Origin of the sequence: Mammaliicoccus sp. Q-M61, from assembly GCF_022386055.1 — a bacterium.
GTDB lineage: Bacteria > Bacillota > Bacilli > Staphylococcales > Staphylococcaceae > Mammaliicoccus > Mammaliicoccus sciuri_A.
The window spans coordinates 93,653-115,697 of the sequence record NZ_JAJNJL010000005.1; the positions used below are offsets into that span (position 1 = coordinate 93,653).

A 22,045-nucleotide genomic window follows, 5' to 3' on the forward strand; every position below is an offset into this window, starting at 1 on the left:
CAGACTCTTATACGCTTATTTATTCACTTTTTTAACAACTGATGACTTCAATCCGATTTGTCCAAAGCCAGGTATTTTACAATCAATGTCATGACCATCTTCTGGGTCTACTAATTTGATACCTTTAACTTTAGTACCTTGTTTAATAGAATTAGATGATCCTTTTACTTTTAAATCTTTAATGACCGTTACAGTATCTCCATCATTTAATTCAACACCATTTACATCTTTAATAACTGTGATTTCTTCATTTGATGCATCTTCGTCGTTTATAGACCATTCATGATTACACATTGGACAAATATAAAATTGTCCGTCCTCGTAAGTATATTCTGAATCACATTTAGGGCAATTTGGTAATGTTGCTTCCATCTTTCAACCTCCGAAAGTTTATAATAACCTCTATAATTTATCACATTTTCATAAATACTGGTATTGGATTTTTCATAAATTTAAGGTTTCATGATGATATATGACGTAATCTCTTTCACTTTAGCGTCTTTTTTATGATTTTCAAATTTATACATTTCAGCAAAATAAATTTCTTCACCAGAATTCAATATAATTGTGCCATGTGTAGAACCTTCTTTACCGTGCGTAAGCATTGATTTAATTTCAAGGCTAGATACTTTTTGCAAGTGTTCATTTATTTCTTCTAAAAATGCTTTTCTACCTATTAGTTCAAAAGAACCAGGTACATTCCATACTAAATCATCTGTTAGCCATTCAGTGAGATACTTTTCGTCACCAACTATTGAAGCAATCACAATATCTCGTATAATTCTTCTTTTTGGTGCATTATCACATTTTAAATCTCCCAGTACAGTGAATTTCACATTTTTTAATTCCTTATCTAATTGACTAAATGATAACCCTTGATCTGATAATGCTTCTTTCAAAATGCCTATTGCTTTTGGTCCCATACCATGAAGTTTCGCTAAATTATGTTCATCTAATTGAGCAACCTGTTCTAACGTCGTAACATTGATCGTATTCAAAGCATTTGTTGCTGGTTTCCCTATTTTCGGCAAATTTGTCATCCGAACACAGCTCCCTTTATGAAATGTCTTTTCGTTTAAACCCTATAAATCCAATCATGATGAGCACTATAGATATTATGATTAATATACTTATACCCGAATAATTCATATCTTCAACAGGTATTTGAGGAATATGATGAAATGGCGTTATATCTTTTAACCAGTCTTTAATATTTAACAATTGTCCTAAGTAAACCACGAAAAATGTATAAGTTAAATATAAATAAACGATAAAGTGTCCTTTATTAAACCATCCTAAAAGTACAACACCGAGTGCTACGAAAGATATAATCGCTGGTATATGCACAATCCCTGCCTTTATAATTGTCCAAAAACTAAATGGATCATCTAACACAGATGCTTGGGCAATATACAAACCGAATGCAGCTATAAAAATCATAAGAATAGCATTAAATAATGAAACAACTAAATAACTACTCAACAATTTAATTCTTGAAATAGGTCGAGACATTATAAGTTCTATTCGATGAGTATCTATTTCGTTTTTTATTTTGTATAAACTTAATAGTGCAGGTATTGTTGATACGATAGCCATTATAATCATTAAAGTAGGTAAGAATGCTTCTATATAATGATCACCTTTACCAGCTACCATTTGCTGCAACATTTCATTATCTTTGATAAAATCGTCTAACTCACCAAATATTGATCCATACGAAGCGCCAAATACAAACATCCCTATTGCCCAGGAAATAAGCCCTACTTTATACAATTTAAGCTGTAAACCGAGTGGAGATAGCCATATTTTATGTGCTGTTCTTTTACCTGGTTTAGAAGGCAGTAAGCCAGACTCTATATCTCTTCTGAAATAAAGTATCATCGCTATCATTAAGAATATAATAGCCGTTATCAAAGTTATGACGATTGGCCACCAATTATTTTCAGAATAAGCAAACGTTCTTGTAATCCATCCTAGAGGTGAAACCATAGAAATATCTTCATTTATGACATCACCAACCGCTCTCACTAAATAACTTAAGAGCAATACTGTAATACTATAGCCTGTAACACTACTACTTGTTTCAGTTAACTGTGCGAATATAGCTGTCATCATACCAAATAGAATACCAATTGCCCCTAATGAAACTGCATAAACAATTGAACCTTGCCAATCCACACTATCAATATTCATTAAAGGTAATATCACCATAATCAAAATGGTTATCATGATATTCACAATTATCATCTCAATAAGTGCACTTACGAGAGGTGATACTTTTCCAACTGGCAATGCTCGAATCATTTCAATTCGACCTGCAGATTCATCTCCTCTTGTACTTTTTGAAACAAGTAAAATACTCATTATTGCAACGAGAATACCTGTAAATAGTAACATCTCATGTGTAAATAACACGCCAACTGATACGTGTTCAAATTGTCCTGGTCCTAACATTGCTTTCATTGCAGGATTTTTAGAAGTTTCAACAATTGGTTGCATATCTGATTGGTGTGGATACATACTTTTAAATGTTGGTGGTATGATAACTGTTAAAACGACAATACCTAATATCCAAAACACCATTTTCCATTTATGAGTCTTGAGGTAAAATAACGTCAATTGTCCAACACCGCTAAAGAGATTATTCATATTACTCACCTCTTTCAATATTCACACCATAATGTCTCATAAATAAATCTTCTAATGTAGGTGGCATACTTTCTAATTTCAGCAACTCAAATCGACTTAAATATTTAATAATATTAGAAACTTTCTCTGAATCCACTTGAAAATGATACATCTCTCCTTCTTTAGATATATCATGTACACCATCTTGCTCTTCTAAATCTGTTAAAGCTCCTTTAGACTGAACGACGAAATGCATTCTCGTTAAATGTCTCAAATCATCCAACGTTCCCATTTCTACGATTTCACCTTTTCTAATAATGCCGACTCTGTCACATAATTTTTCTACTTCACTTAATATATGACTCGATAATAGAACACTTTTGCCCTCTTTTTTCTTTTCTAATACACATGCTTGGAATACTTGTTCCATTAAAGGATCCAATCCAGATGTCGGTTCATCTAATATAAGCAGTTGTGCATCAGTAGTAAATGCAGCGATAAGTGCAACTTTCTGTCTATTACCTTTAGAATATGACCCACATTTTTTAGTAGGGTCTAAATCAAATTTTTTAATCAGTTCATCTCTTTTTTCATCATTTCGAGCACCACTTAATTTCAGAAATAAATCTATCACTTCTCCACCTGTTAAGTTTGGCCACAAATTCACATCACCTGGAACATAGGCTACTTGTTTATGAATTTGAACTGCATCTTTCCAAGCATCTTTATCAAATGCCTCAATAGTACCAGAATCAGGTTTAAGCATGCCTAAAATTGCTTTAATGGTCGTAGATTTCCCAGAACCATTTGGACCGATAAATCCAAATATTTCTCCTTCTTCAACAGTGAAATTTACACCGTTTAAAGCTTTAAATTTACCAAACGTCTTCGAAACATCATTTACTTTTAACAATGTCATATTAATCACGATCCTTATAGAAGATTTTACGCATTTCCTTAATATATAAATCAAATTCATCATAAAAGCTTTGATAATCATTCTGCTCAATCATTTGATGCGTTATTCGTGTCTTCATAGATTCTGCTAAACCATCAATCGAGTACTTTATAATATTGATAGACATTTCAACATTTAAATTATCTTTAAAAAGATCCTTATCTAAATCTTCAAATAGTGCATTTTGAACTTTACTTTGTAATTGTTTAATATGTTGGTCTTGTTCTTCAGATATATAATGATGTTCAGATTCCTCCAGAACAATTTTCGTTAAAAACTTCGACATATGAGGATGAATCGTCATTAAATTAGATTTTATTTTTGCTTGTTTAACTAACCTATTAAAAATATCTTTCTCAGAAGTATCAATCTGTTTAAAATAATATTCCTCAATGAAATCTAATGAATAATCCACAAGAAATTTAAATAGTCCTTTTTTATTTTTAAAGTAATAAAAAAGCATCCCTTTACCAATACCAGCATTTTCAACAATACGATTCGTAGAACTTTGTTGATAGCCATAATTAGAGAACTCCATCAGCCCTGAATTGATTATTTTTTGACGCTTTTCTTCATCTAAATTATAGAATGCATCATTCATCATATACACCTTCCAAAACATATTAGACCAGTTCGGTCGACTACATCATAACGCTATCGACCACATTGGTCAACTATTATTACTAAATAAAAAAGCCGCCAATTCGCAAAATACGAATTGGTGGCTTTTTTAGTACTTACAGCACTATGTACTGACCCCTTTGTTTGCATACACAGATAAAAAATAAATCCAATTTAAATTAAAGACCTAAAGCTGTAATCAAATCTACGATTGGTTGTAAGATACTTGTTAATATAAGAAATCTCCTCCTTTGTTTAAGTTATTCTTATTCTATATCAAATAATTATAAGTACAAAAAATGAGTAAACTTACATTACTCATCGTGTTATATATCCTCACCTTTGTCTTACATTTAAAAACATTTATTTATATTAATATGCAAAATACAAATAATCGTAGTATAATGCTTTTTATATTGTTTTTTAAATCTTATTGTTTACATATGTTTTATTGCATCTAAGGAGAGCGAATAGAAAATGGAAAATCATGAGTTAAAAAGAAGTATGTCTAACCGGCATATTCAGTTAATTGCTATTGGTGGCGCGATTGGTACCGGTCTTTTTCTTGGGGCTGGTAAGAGTATTTCATTAGCGGGTCCATCTATTTTATTAGTTTATATTATTATTGGTTTTTTCTTATTTATTATGATGAGAGCTTTAGGGGAATTATTACTTTCAAATAGTAACTATAATTCTTTCATTGATATTGCTGAACATTATTTAGGTCCTTTATTCGGATTTTTAACTGGATGGACGTATTGGTTTTGTTGGGTTGCAACGGGTATAGCGGATATTACGGCGGTTGCTAAGTATATTCAGTTTTGGTATCCGGATGTTCCTGCATATGTTTCTGCAATTGCGACTGTTGTTATTCTCTTAGGTTTAAATCTTATGACTGTTAAATTATTTGGTGAGGTCGAATTTTGGTTCGCACTTATTAAAATTATCGCCATTATATTATTAATTGTTATTGGTTTATGGATGATATTTAATGGCTTTAAATCTAGCACGGGTATTCAATCTGGATTTCATAATTTATATAGTCACGGCGGTTTCTTCCCAAATGGTACTATGGGCTTCTTACTGGCATTCCAAATGGCGGTATTTAGCTTTGTAGGAATTGAACTTGTAGGTGTAACAGCTCGTGAAACGAAAGATCCTGAAAAGAATTTACCTAAAGCGGTTAATTCTATCGGTATTCGTATTTTAATTTTCTATGTATTAAGTTTATTAATCATTATGAGTATTACACCATGGAATAAAATTGATCCTGCTGAAAGTCCTTTTGTTAATTTATTTGTATTAGCTGGTATTCCAGCTGCTGCGGGTATTGTTAACTTTGTCGTGTTAACTTCAGCTGCAAGTGCTGCAAACAGTGGATTATTCAGTAATAGTCGTATGGTTTATGGTTTAGGTCAAACAGGCCATGCTCCTGAAGGATTAAGCAAGACAAATAAACGTGGTGTCCCTTATCCAGCATTAATATTCTCAGGCGTTGTATTATTCTTCGCTGCGATATTAAATTATTTTATACCGGATGATGTATTTACACTCGTTACGACATTGGCAACGATATTCTTTATTTTTATTTGGTCTATCATTTTAATTTGTTATATCAAATTTAGAAAAGAAGACAAATCTTTACACGAAAAATCTAAATTCAAAAACCCATTCGGTGTGATTGGATCATATCTTGCATTAATATTCTTTGTATTTGTATTAGTTATTTTGTTCTTTGCAAATGATACACGTACAGCATTAATGTACTCACCTTTATGGATTATACTATTGCTTGTTGTTTATTATTTGAATCAACGCAAGCAATCTACTTCAAATAAATAATTCTTATAAACAGTAAACATCGTCATATGACATGTTTACTGTTTTTTTATTGAACAAATGTTATATACCATCGAATAATATTTAAATTCTTGTTATATATTGAATGCAATTAATAGTGTAATATTTATCTATATATTCTAAATTTTTAGAAAATACTATTAACTTCTTGATTTAGATATGCTAAAGTTTGACTATTAACTTTAAAAAGGAGGGAATGCTAATGGTTAGTGAACCGCTTATTTCAGCAACAATACTATTCGCATTAATCGTTCTCGGGGAAATTATATCTTATCTTACAAAGGCTCGTGTACCAATGCTCTTAACAGCAATGGTCAGTTACTTGCTTTTATCTTGGGCAGGCGTCTTACCTGAAAAGATATTAGATAATGCCATTTTACCTTCGCTAGGCGCGCTTATTATTGCACCAGTTATCATGCATATGGGTACAATGATGCCGCTTCATATACTTAAATCACAATGGAAAGCAGTTGTTATATCAATATTAGGTATATTGGGTTCTACAACCTTAATATTAGTCTTCGTTACGCTCCTATTTGATTTCCGTACTGCCGCTTCAGGTGTTGGACCTATTGCTGGAGGTATCGTCGCGCTGCTCATCACAGTCGAAAAGCTTCAAGATTTAGGATTGGCCAATCTCATTGTTTTACCAGCTATCGTGCAAGCACTTCAAGGTGTTATCGGTATGCCATTAAGTTCTATCCTTATGAAGCGCTATTCAAAATATTACTTAGCAAATAGACATTCAGATAAAAATGTCGCTAATATTTCTAATAAAAATGAATCCAAGAAAGAAACGATATTTAATAAGAATCCGTTACTTCAAAACAATGTCATCAGACTCTTTATTATGTTCTTCTTAGCAAGTATTGCCTTCATGATTGGCGAAGTAACAGGCATTCATTTCACACTCATCAGTTTATTATTTGGTGTCATCGGCTTGAAAATTGGCTTGTTTGAACAAAAAGAACTGGAACGTAATCAATCATTCACAATTATGATGGTTATTATCATTTTAATCGTTATCGGTTCTATGGGCGGCATTAAACCACATGATTTATGGGAATACCTACCTGCTATTTTATCTATTCTTGTTATAGGTACAATTGGTATTTTAATTGGTGGATTTATCGGTGCTAAATTAATTGGATGGAAACCAACTAAAGCATTACCTGTTGCTTTAACAGCATTATATGGTTTTCCAGGTGATTTTATTTTATGTGAAGAAGTCAGTCGATCTGTTACTGACAATGAGGAAGACAGAGAAGATGTATTTAATGAGTTATTGAGCCCAATGATTATTGGTGGGTTTACGACAGTTACTGTTGCATCTGTTATTTTAACATCTATATTAATGAACTTTATTAAGTAATTGAGGAGGACTTAGATATGATTATAAAAAACATCAATTTAATAGACGGTACTGGAAAAGACATTCAACGAGGTGTTGATATAAAGGTTGAAAATAATGTCATTTCTGAAATTGGTACTCATTTAAATGGAGACAATATAATAGAAGGCAATGGTCAATATCTATTACCAGGTATGATCGATAGTCACGTACATGTTATGTTGGAAATGGAACCTTTAGAGAGAAGATTAGCTACACCTTTTTCATATAACTTCTTCAAAGCAATTGATCATTTAAAACGAACAGTTGATGCAGGTGTTACAACCGTTCGAGATGCTTTAGGCGCAGATTTAGGTTTAAAAGAAGCTGTGAATGATGGTTTAATACTCGGACCACGTTTACAAATAAGTGTTAACGCATTGACCATTACAGGTGGCCATGGAGACAGTTATACTAAATCTGGTATACAACTCCCTATTTTGCAAGATGGCTATCCTGGATTACCGAGTGGTATATGTGATGGTGTGAATGAAGTCCGTAAAAAAGCACGCGAAATGTTAAGAGCTGGTGCTGATGTATTAAAAGTACATGCAACGGGTGGTGTAACAAGTGCAACTGACCATCCAGATTATACGCAATTCTCATTAGAAGAATTAAAAGTCATTGTAGAAGAAGCGCAATTTAGAAATAATCGAAAAGTTATGGCACATGCTCAAGGTTTACAAGGTGTTAAACAATGTATAGAAGCAGGCATTCACTCAATTGAACATGGTATCTATTTGGATGATGAAGCTGTTCAATTAATGAAAGAAAAAGAAATGTACCTCGTACCCACATTACTGGCACCTCTTTCTGTTATAGAATTCGCTGAAGAACTAGGTATGAGTGAAAATTCTATTAAGAAATCTAAACAAGTCATGCAAGACCATATTGATAGCTTTAAAAAAGCACATCAAGCTGATGTGAAAATAGCAATGGGTACAGATGCAGGTGTATTCAAACATGGAACTAATTTAAGAGAATTAGAGCTTATGGTTGAACACGGCATGACAGAAATGGAAGCCATTGTTTCGTCTACTAAGACAGCTGCTGAATGTTTAGGTTATGACGAAGACTTAGGTACAATTGAAGTAGGCAAGAAAGCAGACTTTATTTTACTAGATCAAAATCCTTTAGAAGATATCAAAGTATTAAGAGATCCAAATAACATTAAAGTTGTTTCAATAGACGGTCAAATCGTCAAAGACATTAGATAATATCATAGTATTTAAAAATGTATTCTAGAAATAGATACATATGAAAACCCCCTAAAAGTTGTCACTTTTAGGGGGTTCATTTATTACATATTACCGATTGATAAATATTTAGTTTCTAAATAAGGTTCAATACCTTCGATACCGCCTTCACGACCATATCCACTTTCTTTAAATCCTCCAAATGGCGCATGTGCTGCTGATGGCGCACCATCATTCCAGCCTATAACACCGAAATCAAGCTTCTTATAAATATCAAATCCTGTACGATAGTCATTCGTGAAGAAATAAGCGGCTAAACCATATTCTGTATCATTGGCAACTTTAATAATGTCATCTAAGTCTTCGTATGCCATGACTGCAGCAATTGGTCCGAATGTTTCTTCGTGCATTACTTTCATTTCAAGATTAGCTTGTCTAATAACGACTGGCTTTAAGAAATTTCCACCTAATTTTAATTGTTCTAATGGTAATGACAATTCTCCACCATTTTGTACAGCATCTTTAATTTGGTCAATGACTTTATCTACAGCTTGTTGATTAATAAGAGGTCCCATTTCAACGCCTTCCTCTAAGCCATTTCCTACATTTAATGCATTTACTTTTTCAGTTAAACGTTCTGTATAAGCTTGTTCTATATCTTGATGTACATAAATTCTATTTGCGCTTATACAAGTTTGACCTGAATTTCTAAATTTAGTCGCGATTGTTTGATCAACTGCAAGTTCAATATCTGCATCTTTATGAACAATAACTGGTGCTAATCCACCTAATTCCATCGTGACATTTTTAACTGTATTTGCAGAATCTTTTATTAAATGTTTACCAACTGGTGTAGATCCAGTGAATGTTATCTTCTGTATAATTGGACTTTCAGTAAATATTCTACCTGCGTCTTTACCACTTAATACAACATATTGAATGGCATCTTCAGGGATACCCGCTTCATGTGCCAATTCAACCATTCTTATCGTCGTTAATGGTGTTTCTAAAGCTGGTTTACAAACAATTGTACAACCTGCTGCTAATGCTGGCGCCATTTTTCTCGCAATCATTGCTGCTGGGAAATTCCAAGGTGTAATTGCACCAACAACACCTACAGGGAACGGATCAGTGATAATTTTTTTACCTTTTTGATTAGCAGGTATTGTCTTACCATAAATACGTTTTGCTTCTTCTTGATACCATTGAATGTAACTATTCGCATAGGCAACTTCGCCTAATGCTTCTTTATAAGGTTTACCGTTCTCTAATGTAATTAATTCTGCTAATTCTTCTTTATGTTCATCAATTAATTGATACCATTTTAATAAAAGAGATGAACGTTCATGTGCGTCTTTTTCACGCCATGATTCATATGCAACTTGCGCTTTATCAATTTGTTGAATGGCTTCTTCTTCAGAAGTATAAGGAATCGACTTAACGACTTCATTCGTTGCTGGATTGTATACTTTTAGCTGTTTCAAATACTTCATCCCCTTTTGATTTTGTTAAATATAATACTGCTGCTATGCCGTACCATACGAATACGATAATCCATTCATGTGGCCAAATAAGTGATGACGGCATTCCTGGTAAATAAATTGCGATAAATGCAATACTTAAAATAACAGCAATCCAACCGACTACTTTACCACTTTTAATACGATATGGTCTTTCTAAGTTAGGTTCACTTTTTCTTAATTTCAAAAATGCACATGCAACTAAGAAGTAACCTAATACAACACCGATGCCACCAGCATCAACAATCCATACTAATGCAGGTCGACCTAATAAAGGTGCAACAAATGCTAATACACCAAGGAATATAATACCGTGTGTTGGTGTTTTGTATTTAGGGTGAATGTATGCAAACCACTTAGGAATCATATTATTTTTTGCCATCGCATATAAAATACGACTACCACCAATAATAAATGCATTCCAACTTGTGATAATACCAGCAATTCCACCTAATACGAGTAATATACCAAATCCACTTGATCCAAATAAATTCACCATTGCATCTGCCGTAGCTAATTCACTTGTATTTAATTGACTTGGTGTTAAACCAGTTGCAACACCAAACACAATTAATAAATAGAAGATAACCGATGCTATGATAGAGACAACTAAAATACCACCAATTTTTTTAGAAGGTGCTTTTACTTCTTCAGCTATTTGTGGAATAACATCGAACCCTACAAATAGGAATGGAATCATGATTAGTACAGACATTGTTCCACCTACACCACCATTAAATAATGGTTTAAGATGTGTAAAGTCACCATTGAAACCTGCACCAAAGAATAATAATAAACCGACACCTACAATAAATATTGTAAATACAGTCTGCATAACTGCAGCTGGTTTAACGCCAAAGTAGTTTAATGACGTTAATATAACACTACCTATAGAACCGATAAGTACCCAAGTTAAGTAAACATCCCATCCAGCTAAATTCCACAATAAGCCAGAATGTTCAAATGGTATGACATAGTCTATAACAGTTGGCAATGCGACTGCTTCAAATGTAATAACAGATACATAGCCAAATAACACTGACCAACCAGATATAAATGCTACACCTGGACTAAATGCTTTCTTAACGAAGACAAATCCGCCACCTGTTTCAGGAATTGCAGAGGCAAGCTCTGCATATGTTAATCCAATAAAAATTACTAATAATCCACCAATTACAAATGCGATAATACTACCTAGAAATCCTGCTTGTGAAATCCATTCTCCCGAAAGAACAACCCAGCCCCATCCAAGCATGGCGCCAATCGCGAGAAATAATACGTCTGCTATGTTCATTGATTTATTAAATTGAGAATTCATAATTATACCCCATTTTTATTAGTCAAATTTCTTAAAGACTAGATTCTAAGATTGATAATCCTTTGTTTAATTCTTGATCTGTAATGACTAATGGTGCTAAAAATCTAATCACATTTCCGTTAATACCAGCTGATAATAATAATAAACCATTTTCATTTGCTGCTTTAACAATTTGTGACGTTTTAACTTTATCAGGTGATTGCGTTTCTGGATCAACAATTTCCATTGCGACCATTGCGCCTAATCTACGAATATCTCCTATAAATGAATGTTCTAATTTAAATGCTTCTAATCTTGATTGAATCGTTGCACCAAGTTGTTCAGCTTTAGCATTTAAGTTTTCTTCTTCAATAATTTCAATTACTTTTAATGCTGCTTCACATGCAAGTGGATTTCCTGCATATGTACCACCAATTTCGCCTGGATTTGGGCTATCGATAATTTCACTACGTCCAACAACACCACTTAATGGGAATCCTGCTGCTAGAGATTTTGATACAGTCATTAAATCTGGAATAACATCAAAATGCTCAATTGCAAATGTCTTACCAGTACGTGCAAAGCCTGTTTGAATTTCATCTGCAATAAATACGATACCATGTTCTTCACAAATATCTTTTAATGCATGGATAAATTTCTTATCTGGAATGATAAATCCACCTTCACCTTGTACTGGCTCAATCACTACACATGCCACTTCTGAAGGATCCACTGTTGCGATAAAGAAATTCTTCAAATCTTTAATGACTGAATCTATGTATGCCTCATCACTTAATCCTTCAGGTTTATCTGCTAAATAAGGATATGGTGCTTGATATACTTCTGGTGCAAATGGGCCAAACCCAAATTTGTATGGTCTTACTTTGCTTGTCATAGACATTGTTAAATTTGTTCTACCATGGAAACCTCTAATAAATGATACAACTTGCTGTCTACCTGTATATTTTCTAGCGATTTTCACAGCATTTTCTACTGCTTCTGCACCAGAATTTAGCAATACTGTTTTCTTTTTATGGTCACCTGGTGTAATTTCTGCTAATTTCTCTGCTAATTTAATATAGCTTTCATACATAATCACATTGAAACCAGGTAAAATAAATCTTTCAAGCTCGTTTTTTAAATGTTCAGTTATTTTAGGATGTGAATGACCAACGTTTAATGTTCCGATTGCTCCTGCAAAGTCAATCCACTCTTTACCATCTTTATCTGTAACTGTTGCCCCTTTTGCAAAATCAGCAATATGTGTATTACCATTACTGACACCTCTTGCTACATATTCGTTACGTAAAGATTCTAATTGTTCTTGAGTCTTACCCATCAAAATCCCTCCTATTGTTTATTTAGTACATATTAAAAAAAGATTGGTATAATGAAAAGTACCAGTTTTTAATTTTTAATAGTACCAGAGGGGGCGAACGATATGACTCAAACTTACAAATATAGAGAAATTTATCTCAAATTAAAACAAGATATACTCTCTCAGAAATATAACAGTCACGAAAAATTACCATCCAAAAGACAACTTTCAATCGATCAAAATGTCAGTATTAACACCGTTAAGAATGCTTATGAACAACTTTTTGCTGAGGGTTATATTTACACAAAGGAAAGACAAGGTTACTTTGTTGAAGCATTAAATAAGTTAATCATTCAAGATCAACATATTACGCAACCTTTAAACAATAGCCCAACTCAAATTAAATCTTCATATCGTTATTCTTTATCACATATGACAACAGATATCTCACAATTTCCAATAGACTTATGGTCAAAATATGTGAAAGAAGCTTTTCACCTTTTCAAACATGAAATGTCAGAAATTCCTGTTTATAAAGGACCGCTTGAACTAAGAAAATCAATCGCTCAATTGATTTCATACAAAAGAGGTGTCGTCTGTTACCCTGAACAAATCATTGTCGGATCAGGTACAGCGAACTTACTCAGTAGCTTATTCAAAGCAATTTCAAACAATCAAAAAATTGCTATCGAAAATCCCGGCTATTCAAGGATGAGAAATCTATTTATCGGCATGGGACAGGATGTCGTTAATATTCCACTAGACAACAAAGGATTATCTGTTGAACATGTGAAACAGGCTAAGCCTGACTTTGTCGTGACAACACCTTCACATCAATTTCCAACAGGTACGATTATGCCAATTTCAAGAAGAATTGAATTACTCAACTGGGTAACTGAACATAATAAATATATTATAGAAGACGATTATGATAGTGAATATAAATATGGTACAGACAATATTCCTTCATTATATAGTTTGGATAAGAATGAACGTGTCATATATTTGGGTACATTCGCGAAAACATTAATGCCAAGTTTGAGAATAAGCTATATGGTCTTACCCTATCCACTTTTATATAAATTCGATGCGATAACAGATACATCCATTACAGATTTAAGCTTAATTAATGCTTACGCGCTACATTTATTTATTAAATCTGGAAACTATGAGAAGTATATTCGTAAAATGCATCATACTTATACTGAAAAGAGAGAGCTTTTTCTGAAAGTATTAAAAAAAGCATTTAAAGAAGATGTCTCAATATACGACATGGAGGCAGGACTGCATTTTCTAATTAATATTAAGACAGACTTAAGTTATCAAGAGATTGAACAAAAGGCGCATGACCACGATATAGAATTATATACGATTAGACGTTTCATGGCTGATGAACCTGAAAACACACCATTTAAGACACTCATTATCGGGTTTGCGAAAATAAATCGAGAAGATATCGAACCTGCTATTTTAAAATTAAAAGACATTATTTATGAGAGTCATCGATAAATAAAAAAAAATACTTTCATAACCAACGCTTCTAAACAAGTTTGGTCATGAAAGTATGATTGTCTTCTATTATATAAACTATTTCTTATAATTGATTTGATAACTTGTGACACTATTAAATGTGTCGCCTTTTCTTAAAATTGATGGTGCTGTTTCATTTAATAAATTAATATCATTAGGTAATGATTGCGTTTCTAATGTAAAGCCACTATGTACATTAATAGAGTCTTCATGATCATTCCAATCTACTTCGTTCAATGTAAATATGACAACTTCATTCTGATCAGTCGTCATTTCAAGTTCCAATTCATCATTCGACACTTTGAAAGTGCCATCTTCTAATGTCACTGGATGATCAATACCATTAAATTGATTGATTTGTTGAAATCCACTGTCGAATATATCTTTAAAAGTTATACTATCTTTCCCAATTTCTACATTAATATTCTCTGTATCAAGAGATTCCACAATTTGATTATCTTTAAGCGGATAGAATTGAACGTTATGATGAAGTTGATGATTTTCAATAGAAGCATTTGTTTCATTCAAATTAAAATACACATGATTCATCGGATTCAATAAAGTATCTTCAGTACTCGTTGCTTCATATATAATTGTCCATTTCAAATTTGTTAAATCATATTGATGTGTTACGGTCATGTTAATATCACCTGGGAAATGATCAACTGAATGTTTCAATTCTACATGATATACAATGCGAACAATATCATCTTCATTAACAATGTCATAATCACACACTTGAGTATATAAACCGTTAGAGCCACCATGTAAATTATGAACACCATCATTTTGTTCAAGCTGATAGGATTCACCATTTAATACAAACTGACCATTTTCAATTCTTCCACCATATCTTGCAACAGTCGCACCAAAGAAATAAGGATTTTGCTCATAATATTCTATTAAATCATCACTTTCAGTCGGACCAAGGATAACGGATCTATCATCAATTTTCCAATCGACAATCCGCATACCAAAATTCGTAAATTGAATCTTTGAACGCTCATCATAGATTGTAATCAAATCTATATTCTTCTCTTTATCTAAAGTCTCAATCTCAAATGACATTAGCCTCATCCTATTCTATAAAGTGTACATGCAGTTAGTTAAAGTTTAGCATATTGTTCCAATCAATTCTCATTTACATGATCAAACGAATCAGCGTAAAAGTCATATTTCATATTATTCGTTGGTAAAATTCTTAATTTAGCTTTCCCTACAATTTGTTCGTCGGTAATGAGTCCAACATCTTGGCGACTATCGTTACTATTCAAACGATTATCACCGAGGACTAAATATTTACCTTCTGGAATTACTTTTTCACCATCAGAATTTTTTGTATCTGAAACATCAAAGTTTTCCGTTAAATACTCCGTGAATTTATGCTTCTTATTAAAATCTAAATAAGGTTCTGCAACTTTTTCATGATTGATATATAATTGATCATTCTTATAACTGACAGTGTCACCAGGTACACCTATTAATCTCTTAATATAATCCTTTTCTTCATTCGCATGAAAAATAATCACATCACCTCTATCAATCGTACCAAGCGTTTTCGAAATTTTACTAACAATCAAATTGTCTTTATCATTAAACGTAGGATACATAGACTGTCCATGCACCTCATATCTACTAAATAAAAAAGTCGTAATAAGCCACGCCACAACAATAGCAATAACGATAGACGCAACCCATTCCATTAAATTCTTAACCACTGTAACCCTCCTCAAACTCATACTATTATTTACATGTTATTCAAACGATAGCATATATTCAAGCATTCTTCCCTTTATTGCTCATTTAATATTTAAATGATAATATTACATTATTATATTATACTGAAAAGAGGTATTCTCATGAAAGTATCTTGGATATTGTGGTGGATTTTAACTATCATTGAAGTTGGTGCATTTTTAACGTTCTCAATCTTTTTATGGTTTAGAGAAGTTGATGCCACTGGAGCTGTGCAAACAACAGAAATAAAATGGTTCTCTATCGGTATCATGGCAACACTTTTTATCATTCCATTCTTAACACAACTTGTTTGGTTAATCGTCAATCTCATCACTTCTAAAAAGTTAAAAGCTCAAAATCAAAATATGTAAATATAAATTAACGATACACTCCGTCACTTTCACTTAAATAAGAGATGAAGTCATAGAGTGTATCGTTTGTTTTTTATTAAAAGAGCTACCTCAATTCATGACCCTTTTTGCTACTTTATATGCAGCTATTATAAAGAGAAATATTGAAACTCCCCATAATACTGCAGATAAATTGGTTAAACTTCCTTCTAAATTAGTTGCGATAACTGGAAGTATACCTGCTATTAATATTAATAAAATAATTTGTTTCATAAAGATTCACCCTTTAGTATACTATTCTTTATTTTGGCCATCCTAAATAAATAGCAAAGATAATAAGAACCGCACCAACAACTATAGATCCTTTATAAATATTATGTTCTTTTCTACGTTTTATGCCAACTACTACAATCACTAAACCTAATATAAATGAAAGTAACATTATATATAAACCCATATGACATACCTCCTCATTTAGTATATTATTTTACCATAAAATGTCATAAATGGTATAATGTTATATAATCAGAAAAATAACGCTATGAAAAAAGTTTAAGGAGTGTTACGTATGAAAGTTAAAGAATTAATTAAGCAAAGCTACGATGACTTATTAGAGTTAGAATTAACAAGCTATAATATAGCAGTTGTACTAGTTGCGGTTGTTGTCTTAAGTGTCTTAATCACACCTTTATTTGGAATTCCTGTCGGACTTTTAGGTGGCGCGTATTACTTAAAAAATTATAAATAATATTTAAAGCCCGTTTTCTTGAAAACGGGCTTTATTGATCAATTCATTATATACTTGCTTGAATTAAACCTATTCCAATTACGACAACAAGATAAATCACAGTCCATATTACTGCTGTCTTTCCTTTAAATCTACTTGTTGCATATAATACAACTCCAAATAAATAAGCTGCTAATAATGTTGATAAATCAAATACATCGAGATAATCATTACTTTGGCTAAATACTGCCAAACTTGTAATAGAGTGTTTAACTGGATCTAAACCAACAATTGCTATAATAGCTAAAACAATGAAATTAAAGATTGTTGTAATTAATTTTACAAACGTTGCAGCTGCAAATAAACTTGAAGCTTTAACATCAGATTTCATAATTTTTGAGATGATAAGAAAAATTAGAAATGAAAAAGCAATGCCTATAATTGGTGCTAAAATACCACCTATGTATGCAAATACTGTAGTAAATGTAGACATTTGATCAATTTCAGTTTCACTTAATCCAGCTTCTTTTAAATCAGCTGTAAGATCCGTTGTTATTGATGTAATCCATATTGAAGCAACTGATAAAATAATGACCAAAATCATATTTAACAACCACTTAGGTCGCTCTCTATAGTTGTTTAAAGTTGGTGCAAATAATAAATTTGAATGTTTCATCACTATACTCCTTTGCTTTTTGTATAATTTAAGGTTAACATTCATAAAGCATTAATAAAATAGTTAATTATATAATTAATATTCTTAAATTTTATAATCGTTATTTAATTTTTGCATAGAATATGATATTCATGTACTTCTTAAAGAACTATGCAAATTAAATATTCATATGATCACTCAACAGAAATAGACAAAATATACCAAATTATGCTATTATGTAAATGAAAAAGGCAACGTGCTACAACACATTGCCTATGAGCCCGTTAAAAAGACGGTGGAAAATTTATTAGTTATTAAATAACTATCGCCTCCTCCAAAGTTAGCGATGGTTATTTTTTTGTGCTTTTTTAAGGATATTTTTAATTTTACGCTCTATCAATCATGTATGATTCCACTATTGTTTGTGAATTACATAAAAAAACATGAATAATTAATTACAAATTTAATATTCTTAAATCTCATAAGTATTATTTTTTATTGTTCCTAACTGTGATAACATTTCCCATGTGAGAATAAAAATATATAGGAGTGGAATAAATTGAAGCGTAAATTATTTTGGATAATCGGGATTATCGTTATCGTTTTGTTAGTTGTTGTTGCGCTTATTGTAAAACAAACGACAAATGACACAGATGATAAAAAAGACGGTTATGATACATATAAAGTTAAAAAGGAATCTCCTTTAAGTATTTCTGGTAAGGCTGCACCTACTAAAATTAAAACTTATAACAATAATGATCAGTTAGGTGAATTTGTGAGTACTGTTGTTGAAGATGGTCAATCTGTTAAACAAGGTGATCAATTGATTAACTATAATGTGAATGATCAAAAGCGCCAAGATTTACAAGATAAAGTAAATGCTGCACAAAACAAGGTGGATCAAGACTACCAAAATATTAATCAGCAACCGAACAATAATGATTTACAAAACACTTTATCTAAAGATTTAAATACATTAAGTGAAGCTAACAAGCAATTATCACAGTATGATCGTCAAGTAAATGAAAGTATGTATGCTTCATTTGATGGTAAAGTCGAAATGGAGAATGATAATGACGCTAACAGTGGTGAAGCGATTTTAAAATTAGTCGCAAGTGAACCTCAAATCAAAACTTCTGTATCAGAATTTGATATTACTAAAATTAAGGTTGGCGATGCAGTTAATGTAACGGTGAACAGTACTGGTGAACAAGGTAAAGGGAAAGTGACAAAGATTTCTGAATTACCTACAAGTTACGATGATAGTAACCAAAGTGAATCGATGAATACTGCTGATCCAGAAAGTGAAACAACGCAGACTTCTAATCCTGTTTCAAATAATCCAAGCATTGGAAAAGGTAATTCTAAATATCAAGTAACGATTGGTAAATTAGACATTTCTGTACGTAGTGGATTCTCAACTGAAGGAGAGATTCCTTTAGATACGATTAAATTACCTAAGTCTGTATTAACAAAAGGCAATCATGTATTTGTTGTCGATAAAAATCATAAAGTTCATAAACGACATATTAATATTAAACGACAAAATGGTGAAATATATGTTGAGAAAGGACTTAAATCTGGAGATAAACTGATCATTTCACCTAAGAAAACATTAAATAATGGTGAAAAGGTTGAGATAGCATCATGATTAATTTAGTAAATGTTAATCGACACTTTAAAAACGGAGAAGAAACAAATCATATATTGAAAGATATTAATATATCTATTGATACAGGTGAATTTATCGCGATTATGGGCCCTTCAGGTTCTGGGAAAAGTACATTGATTAATATTTTAGGTTTTATAGATAGAGGATACACAGGTGAATATCTGTTTGATAATGAGAATTATCAACAAGTTTCAGATAATAAACTTGCCTTTATTAGAAATAAAACAGTCGGATTTGTCTTTCAAAATTTTAAATTGATACAAAATAATACGATTATGGAGAATGTTAGTATCCCCCTATTATATTCAGGTATGTCTTCAAAAGAACGTAAACAACGTGTTGAATCTGTCTTAAAAGACGTTGGAATAGCAGATAAAAAACATCTTGTACCGAATAAGTTATCGGGTGGTCAACAACAACGTGTCGCCATCGCGCGCTCGATTGTCAATAAACCTAAATTCATTATTGCTGATGAACCAACAGGTGCGCTTGATTCTCAAACTTCTAAAGATATTATGGATTTATTTGTGCGACTTAATCGTGAACAAAATACAACGATGATTATTGTTACGCATGATCGTAAAGTAGCTGAACAAGCTGATCGCGTGATACACATATTAGATGGCCGTGTTCAGCGAGAAGAGGTGATAGAATGAAGAACTTACCGAATATCATATCAGTCTCTCTCAAATCTATCATGAAGAATAAACGCCGTAACATCTTTACGATGATTGGTATTATTATCGGTATAGCTGCAGTCATTACCATTATGTCTTTAGGTAATGGTTTTAAAAAGACAGCATCTGATGAATTTGCTGATACGGGTGCGAGTAAAGGACAAGCTATGATTAGCTTCATGCCTGAAAATATGGAAGGCTCTAAAGAAAATCCATTCGACAAACAAGATATTGATCTCGTCAAACAAATAGACGGTGTCACAGACGCTAAAATTAAAGAAGATGACAGTCAAAGTTATGGGGCAAAAATGACCAATTCACAAAAGCAATCTGACATCAATATCTTTAAAAAAGACTATGTCGACAATGCATCTGAAGGTAAAGGTTTCACACAATCAGATAATGAATTGAAAGAAAAAGTCGTCACAATCGATCAAACAATTGCTAAAAAAGCGTTCAAAGGTGACGCGATTGGTAAGACGTTATTTATAGATGACCAAGGATTTAAAATTGTAGGTATTGTCAATAATCCTATGTATGAAAATACAGTGAATATGCCAAGCGAAACTTTCAATCGATATATGGGTGACTTAAGCCAGGACCTTCCACAACTTGAATTAAAAGTAGATAACGATGATAACAAAAAAGAAATCGCGAATAAGGCAGCTAAGCTCTTAAACAAAAGAGGTTCAGGTATGAGCGAAGGTAGTTATCAGTATTCAGATATGGAAGAAATCATGAAAAGTATCACACAAGTATTCGATGCCATTACGTACTTTGTTGCAGCAGTAGCAGGTATTTCATTATTCATTGCGGGTATAGGTGTGATGAACGTTATGTATATTTCAGTCGCTGAACGTACAGAAGAAATTGCGATAAGACGTGCTTTTGGAGCTAAAGGTCGAGACATTGAAATACAATTCTTAATAGAAAGTATCGTGCTATGTCTGATCGGTGGCATTATCGGATTAATCATAGGTATTTTGATTTCTAAACTTGTAGAAGCTGTTACGCCTGATATGGTTCAAAGTGTTGTAAGTCTAGGTTCTATTCTACTTGCTGTCGGCGTTTCAACATTAATTGGTATTGTATTTGGCTGGATACCAGCAAGATCGGCATCTAAGAAAGAATTAATAGATATTATTAAATAGTTTAAATATAATTTAACCGCCACATGAGTTGTCGTCCAACTCATGTGGCGGTTTTATTCATTATACTTCTGTTAATGCATCATTAAAATCTGCTTTCATTTTGTGCCATGCTTCATCGATACGTTCATCTAAACCGAATAGACCGCTTCTTCCCAATATATAAATATCTGGATTGGCTTTTTGAATTTTACTAAATGTCTTCTTATTTGAAGAGCCATCCATTTCAATTAAATATTTGTATTGATGCTCGTCTCTTAACTTTCTCAATTCTACTATTTTATCTAATGTTTCATCGATAAATTTTTCTCCAGCAAATCCTGGGTCAACGGTCATAATTGTGATCTTATCTAAATATTGAATATAAGGTTTAATCACTTCAACGGGTGTTTCTGGATTTAATACGATGCCTACTTTTTTACCATGATCATGGATTTTATGAATCAATCGGTAAGCAACACCATTGACGACTTCTGCATGTATGCATATATAATCTGTATCTACTTTTAATAATTCATCCACCCAAAATGATGGTTCAGTGACCATTAAATGTGCAGAAATGGGTACGTCAGAAATTTTCTTCACTTGTTCAATAAACCAAGGTGACAGTGTAATATTCGGGACATAATGACCGTCCATAATATCTATATGATAAGATTCTACGTGCTCATTCAAAAATGTAATCTGCTCGCTAAATTTATCTAAGTCCATCGTCATTAATGATGGTGAAAACTTTACATTCTCCATGTATTAAACCTCCA

General features: G+C 32.3%; 23 protein-coding genes. 9 read left to right on the forward strand and 14 right to left on the reverse strand.

Annotation, left to right across the window (positions count from 1 at the left end; translation table 11 throughout):
• Positions 1 to 15 precede the first annotated feature (15 nt).
• The 5 genes from LQ677_RS08590 to LQ677_RS08610 form a co-directional block, all read right to left on the reverse strand.
• Entirely contained in the window at positions 16 to 372 is a 357-nt protein-coding gene (locus tag LQ677_RS08590) for a zinc ribbon domain-containing protein YjdM (RefSeq protein WP_126477344.1), read from the reverse strand.
• Positions 373 to 452: 80 nt separating this feature from the next.
• Complete coding sequence (locus LQ677_RS08595; RefSeq protein ID WP_191836118.1) at positions 453 to 1,040, reverse strand: helix-hairpin-helix domain-containing protein; 588 nt, start codon at positions 1,038 to 1,040, stop codon at positions 453 to 455.
• 16 nt (positions 1,041 to 1,056) lie between these two features.
• Positions 1,057 to 2,649: an ABC transporter permease gene (locus LQ677_RS08600; protein WP_191836119.1), complete on the reverse strand. Its 1,593-nt coding sequence runs from the start codon at positions 2,647 to 2,649 to the stop codon at positions 1,057 to 1,059.
• Between the two features lies 1 nt (position 2,650).
• A complete protein-coding gene (locus LQ677_RS08605) occupies positions 2,651 to 3,547 on the reverse strand; it encodes an ABC transporter ATP-binding protein (protein ID WP_191836120.1) in 897 nt (298 codons plus the stop codon).
• A 1-nt stretch (position 3,548) separates the two neighbouring features.
• Positions 3,549 to 4,190 carry a TetR/AcrR family transcriptional regulator gene (locus LQ677_RS08610; protein ID WP_126477348.1) on the reverse strand — a complete coding sequence of 214 codons (642 nt, stop codon included), beginning with the start codon at positions 4,188 to 4,190 and terminating at the stop codon, positions 3,549 to 3,551.
• 494 nt (positions 4,191 to 4,684) lie between these two features.
• On the opposite strand from LQ677_RS08610, the gene LQ677_RS08615 reads away from it, so the two are divergent.
• From LQ677_RS08615 to LQ677_RS08625, 3 genes are all read left to right on the forward strand, one after another.
• On the forward strand, positions 4,685 to 6,049 hold the full coding sequence (locus LQ677_RS08615; RefSeq protein WP_191836122.1) for an amino acid permease: 1,365 nt from the start codon (positions 4,685 to 4,687) through the stop codon (positions 6,047 to 6,049).
• 220 nt (positions 6,050 to 6,269) lie between these two features.
• Complete coding sequence (locus LQ677_RS08620) at positions 6,270 to 7,439, forward strand: hypothetical protein (RefSeq protein ID WP_037590096.1); 1,170 nt, start codon at positions 6,270 to 6,272, stop codon at positions 7,437 to 7,439.
• Between the two features lie 17 nt (positions 7,440 to 7,456).
• Positions 7,457 to 8,674 carry a metal-dependent hydrolase family protein gene (locus LQ677_RS08625; RefSeq protein ID WP_191836123.1) on the forward strand — a complete coding sequence of 406 codons (1,218 nt, stop codon included), beginning with the start codon at positions 7,457 to 7,459 and terminating at the stop codon, positions 8,672 to 8,674.
• A gap of 83 nt (positions 8,675 to 8,757) precedes the next feature.
• On the opposite strand, the gene LQ677_RS08630 is transcribed toward LQ677_RS08625, so the two are convergent.
• The 3 genes from LQ677_RS08630 to gabT are packed head-to-tail and all read right to left on the reverse strand — an operon-like array spanning position 8,758 to position 12,809.
• A complete protein-coding gene (locus LQ677_RS08630; RefSeq protein WP_239748307.1) occupies positions 8,758 to 10,137 on the reverse strand; it encodes an NAD-dependent succinate-semialdehyde dehydrogenase in 1,380 nt (459 codons plus the stop codon).
• The gene (locus LQ677_RS08635; protein ID WP_119498862.1) at positions 10,100 to 11,491 is read right to left on the reverse strand and encodes an APC family permease; all 1,392 of its coding nucleotides are present in this window, start codon (positions 11,489 to 11,491) and stop codon (positions 10,100 to 10,102) included. The genes LQ677_RS08630 and LQ677_RS08635 overlap by 38 nt, the downstream gene beginning before the upstream one ends.
• 31 nt (positions 11,492 to 11,522) lie before the next feature.
• Positions 11,523 to 12,809 (reverse strand): 4-aminobutyrate--2-oxoglutarate transaminase, encoded by a 1,287-nt coding sequence (gene gabT, locus LQ677_RS08640; protein WP_037590092.1) that lies wholly within the window; start codon positions 12,807 to 12,809, stop codon positions 11,523 to 11,525.
• A gap of 102 nt (positions 12,810 to 12,911) precedes the next feature.
• Here gabT and gabR point away from each other — a divergent pair, with 102 nt between their 5' ends.
• A complete protein-coding gene (gene gabR / locus LQ677_RS08645) occupies positions 12,912 to 14,297 on the forward strand; it encodes a MocR-like transcriptional regulator GabR (RefSeq protein ID WP_191836125.1) in 1,386 nt (461 codons plus the stop codon).
• A gap of 78 nt (positions 14,298 to 14,375) precedes the next feature.
• On the opposite strand, the gene LQ677_RS08650 is transcribed toward gabR, so the two are convergent.
• Positions 14,376 to 15,386, reverse strand: coding sequence for an aldose epimerase family protein (locus LQ677_RS08650; RefSeq protein WP_191836126.1), 1,011 nt, complete (start codon positions 15,384 to 15,386; stop codon positions 14,376 to 14,378).
• A gap of 62 nt (positions 15,387 to 15,448) precedes the next feature.
• Entirely contained in the window at positions 15,449 to 16,036 is a 588-nt protein-coding gene (gene lepB / locus LQ677_RS08655) for a signal peptidase I (RefSeq protein WP_191836127.1), read from the reverse strand.
• A gap of 141 nt (positions 16,037 to 16,177) precedes the next feature.
• Here lepB and LQ677_RS08660 point away from each other — a divergent pair, with 141 nt between their 5' ends.
• Positions 16,178 to 16,426, forward strand: a complete 249-nt coding sequence (locus LQ677_RS08660) for a DUF3923 family protein (protein ID WP_037590089.1) — start codon at positions 16,178 to 16,180, stop codon at positions 16,424 to 16,426.
• 90 nt (positions 16,427 to 16,516) lie between these two features.
• Here the strand turns inward: LQ677_RS08660 and LQ677_RS08665 are convergent, their stop codons facing one another.
• Positions 16,517 to 16,678, reverse strand: coding sequence for a hypothetical protein (locus LQ677_RS08665; RefSeq protein ID WP_158491171.1), 162 nt, complete (start codon positions 16,676 to 16,678; stop codon positions 16,517 to 16,519).
• Positions 16,679 to 16,706: 28 nt separating this feature from the next.
• Entirely contained in the window at positions 16,707 to 16,862 is a 156-nt protein-coding gene (locus LQ677_RS08670) for a hypothetical protein (RefSeq protein ID WP_204188348.1), read from the reverse strand.
• 111 nt (positions 16,863 to 16,973) lie between these two features.
• On the opposite strand from LQ677_RS08670, the gene LQ677_RS08675 reads away from it, so the two are divergent.
• On the forward strand, positions 16,974 to 17,153 hold the full coding sequence (locus tag LQ677_RS08675) for a VraH family peptide resistance protein (protein WP_037590087.1): 180 nt from the start codon (positions 16,974 to 16,976) through the stop codon (positions 17,151 to 17,153).
• Between the two features lie 46 nt (positions 17,154 to 17,199).
• On the opposite strand, the gene LQ677_RS08680 is transcribed toward LQ677_RS08675, so the two are convergent.
• On the reverse strand, positions 17,200 to 17,808 hold the full coding sequence (locus tag LQ677_RS08680; protein WP_232194069.1) for a YIP1 family protein: 609 nt from the start codon (positions 17,806 to 17,808) through the stop codon (positions 17,200 to 17,202).
• 538 nt (positions 17,809 to 18,346) lie between these two features.
• On the opposite strand from LQ677_RS08680, the gene LQ677_RS08685 reads away from it, so the two are divergent.
• From LQ677_RS08685 to LQ677_RS08695, 3 genes are read left to right on the forward strand one after another with little or no spacing between them, the layout of a single operon-like run.
• Positions 18,347 to 19,438: an efflux RND transporter periplasmic adaptor subunit gene (locus tag LQ677_RS08685; RefSeq protein WP_191836129.1), complete on the forward strand. Its 1,092-nt coding sequence runs from the start codon at positions 18,347 to 18,349 to the stop codon at positions 19,436 to 19,438.
• Positions 19,435 to 20,115 (forward strand): ABC transporter ATP-binding protein, encoded by a 681-nt coding sequence (locus LQ677_RS08690; RefSeq protein ID WP_037590084.1) that lies wholly within the window; start codon positions 19,435 to 19,437, stop codon positions 20,113 to 20,115. Before LQ677_RS08685 ends, LQ677_RS08690 begins: the two co-directional genes overlap by 4 nt.
• Entirely contained in the window at positions 20,112 to 21,287 is a 1,176-nt protein-coding gene (locus LQ677_RS08695) for an ABC transporter permease (RefSeq protein ID WP_037590083.1), read from the forward strand. Before LQ677_RS08690 ends, LQ677_RS08695 begins: the two co-directional genes overlap by 4 nt.
• Positions 21,288 to 21,347: 60 nt before the next feature.
• On the opposite strand, the gene alsE is transcribed toward LQ677_RS08695, so the two are convergent.
• Entirely contained in the window at positions 21,348 to 22,031 is a 684-nt protein-coding gene (gene alsE, locus LQ677_RS08700; RefSeq protein WP_159316148.1) for a D-allulose 6-phosphate 3-epimerase, read from the reverse strand.
• Positions 22,032 to 22,045 lie beyond the last annotated feature (14 nt).

What these genes read in the sequence shown, in the direction of transcription:
- LQ677_RS08590 (WP_126477344.1), bottom strand. Translation starts at nt 372, where the DNA reads ATGGAAGCAACATTACCAAATTGCCCTAAATGTGATTCAGAATATACT.
- LQ677_RS08595 (WP_191836118.1), bottom strand. Translation starts at nt 1,040, where the DNA reads ATGACAAATTTGCCGAAAATAGGGAAACCAGCAACAAATGCTTTGAAT.
- LQ677_RS08600 (WP_191836119.1), bottom strand. Translation starts at nt 2,649, where the DNA reads ATGAATAATCTCTTTAGCGGTGTTGGACAATTGACGTTATTTTACCTC.
- LQ677_RS08605 (WP_191836120.1), bottom strand. Translation starts at nt 3,547, where the DNA reads ATGACATTGTTAAAAGTAAATGATGTTTCGAAGACGTTTGGTAAATTT.
- LQ677_RS08610 (WP_126477348.1), bottom strand. Translation starts at nt 4,190, where the DNA reads ATGATGAATGATGCATTCTATAATTTAGATGAAGAAAAGCGTCAAAAA.
- LQ677_RS08615 (WP_191836122.1), top strand. Translation starts at nt 4,685, where the DNA reads ATGGAAAATCATGAGTTAAAAAGAAGTATGTCTAACCGGCATATTCAG.
- LQ677_RS08620 (WP_037590096.1), top strand. Translation starts at nt 6,270, where the DNA reads ATGGTTAGTGAACCGCTTATTTCAGCAACAATACTATTCGCATTAATC.
- LQ677_RS08625 (WP_191836123.1), top strand. Translation starts at nt 7,457, where the DNA reads ATGATTATAAAAAACATCAATTTAATAGACGGTACTGGAAAAGACATT.
- LQ677_RS08635 (WP_119498862.1), bottom strand. Translation starts at nt 11,491, where the DNA reads ATGAATTCTCAATTTAATAAATCAATGAACATAGCAGACGTATTATTT.
- gabT (WP_037590092.1), bottom strand. Translation starts at nt 12,809, where the DNA reads ATGGGTAAGACTCAAGAACAATTAGAATCTTTACGTAACGAATATGTA.
- gabR (WP_191836125.1), top strand. Translation starts at nt 12,912, where the DNA reads ATGACTCAAACTTACAAATATAGAGAAATTTATCTCAAATTAAAACAA.
- LQ677_RS08650 (WP_191836126.1), bottom strand. Translation starts at nt 15,386, where the DNA reads ATGTCATTTGAGATTGAGACTTTAGATAAAGAGAAGAATATAGATTTG.
- LQ677_RS08660 (WP_037590089.1), top strand. Translation starts at nt 16,178, where the DNA reads ATGAAAGTATCTTGGATATTGTGGTGGATTTTAACTATCATTGAAGTT.
- LQ677_RS08665 (WP_158491171.1), bottom strand. Translation starts at nt 16,678, where the DNA reads ATGAAACAAATTATTTTATTAATATTAATAGCAGGTATACTTCCAGTT.
- LQ677_RS08670 (WP_204188348.1), bottom strand. Translation starts at nt 16,862, where the DNA reads ATGGGTTTATATATAATGTTACTTTCATTTATATTAGGTTTAGTGATT.
- LQ677_RS08675 (WP_037590087.1), top strand. Translation starts at nt 16,974, where the DNA reads ATGAAAGTTAAAGAATTAATTAAGCAAAGCTACGATGACTTATTAGAG.
- LQ677_RS08680 (WP_232194069.1), bottom strand. Translation starts at nt 17,808, where the DNA reads ATGAAACATTCAAATTTATTATTTGCACCAACTTTAAACAACTATAGA.
- LQ677_RS08690 (WP_037590084.1), top strand. Translation starts at nt 19,435, where the DNA reads ATGATTAATTTAGTAAATGTTAATCGACACTTTAAAAACGGAGAAGAA.
- LQ677_RS08695 (WP_037590083.1), top strand. Translation starts at nt 20,112, where the DNA reads ATGAAGAACTTACCGAATATCATATCAGTCTCTCTCAAATCTATCATG.
- alsE (WP_159316148.1), bottom strand. Translation starts at nt 22,031, where the DNA reads ATGGAGAATGTAAAGTTTTCACCATCATTAATGACGATGGACTTAGAT.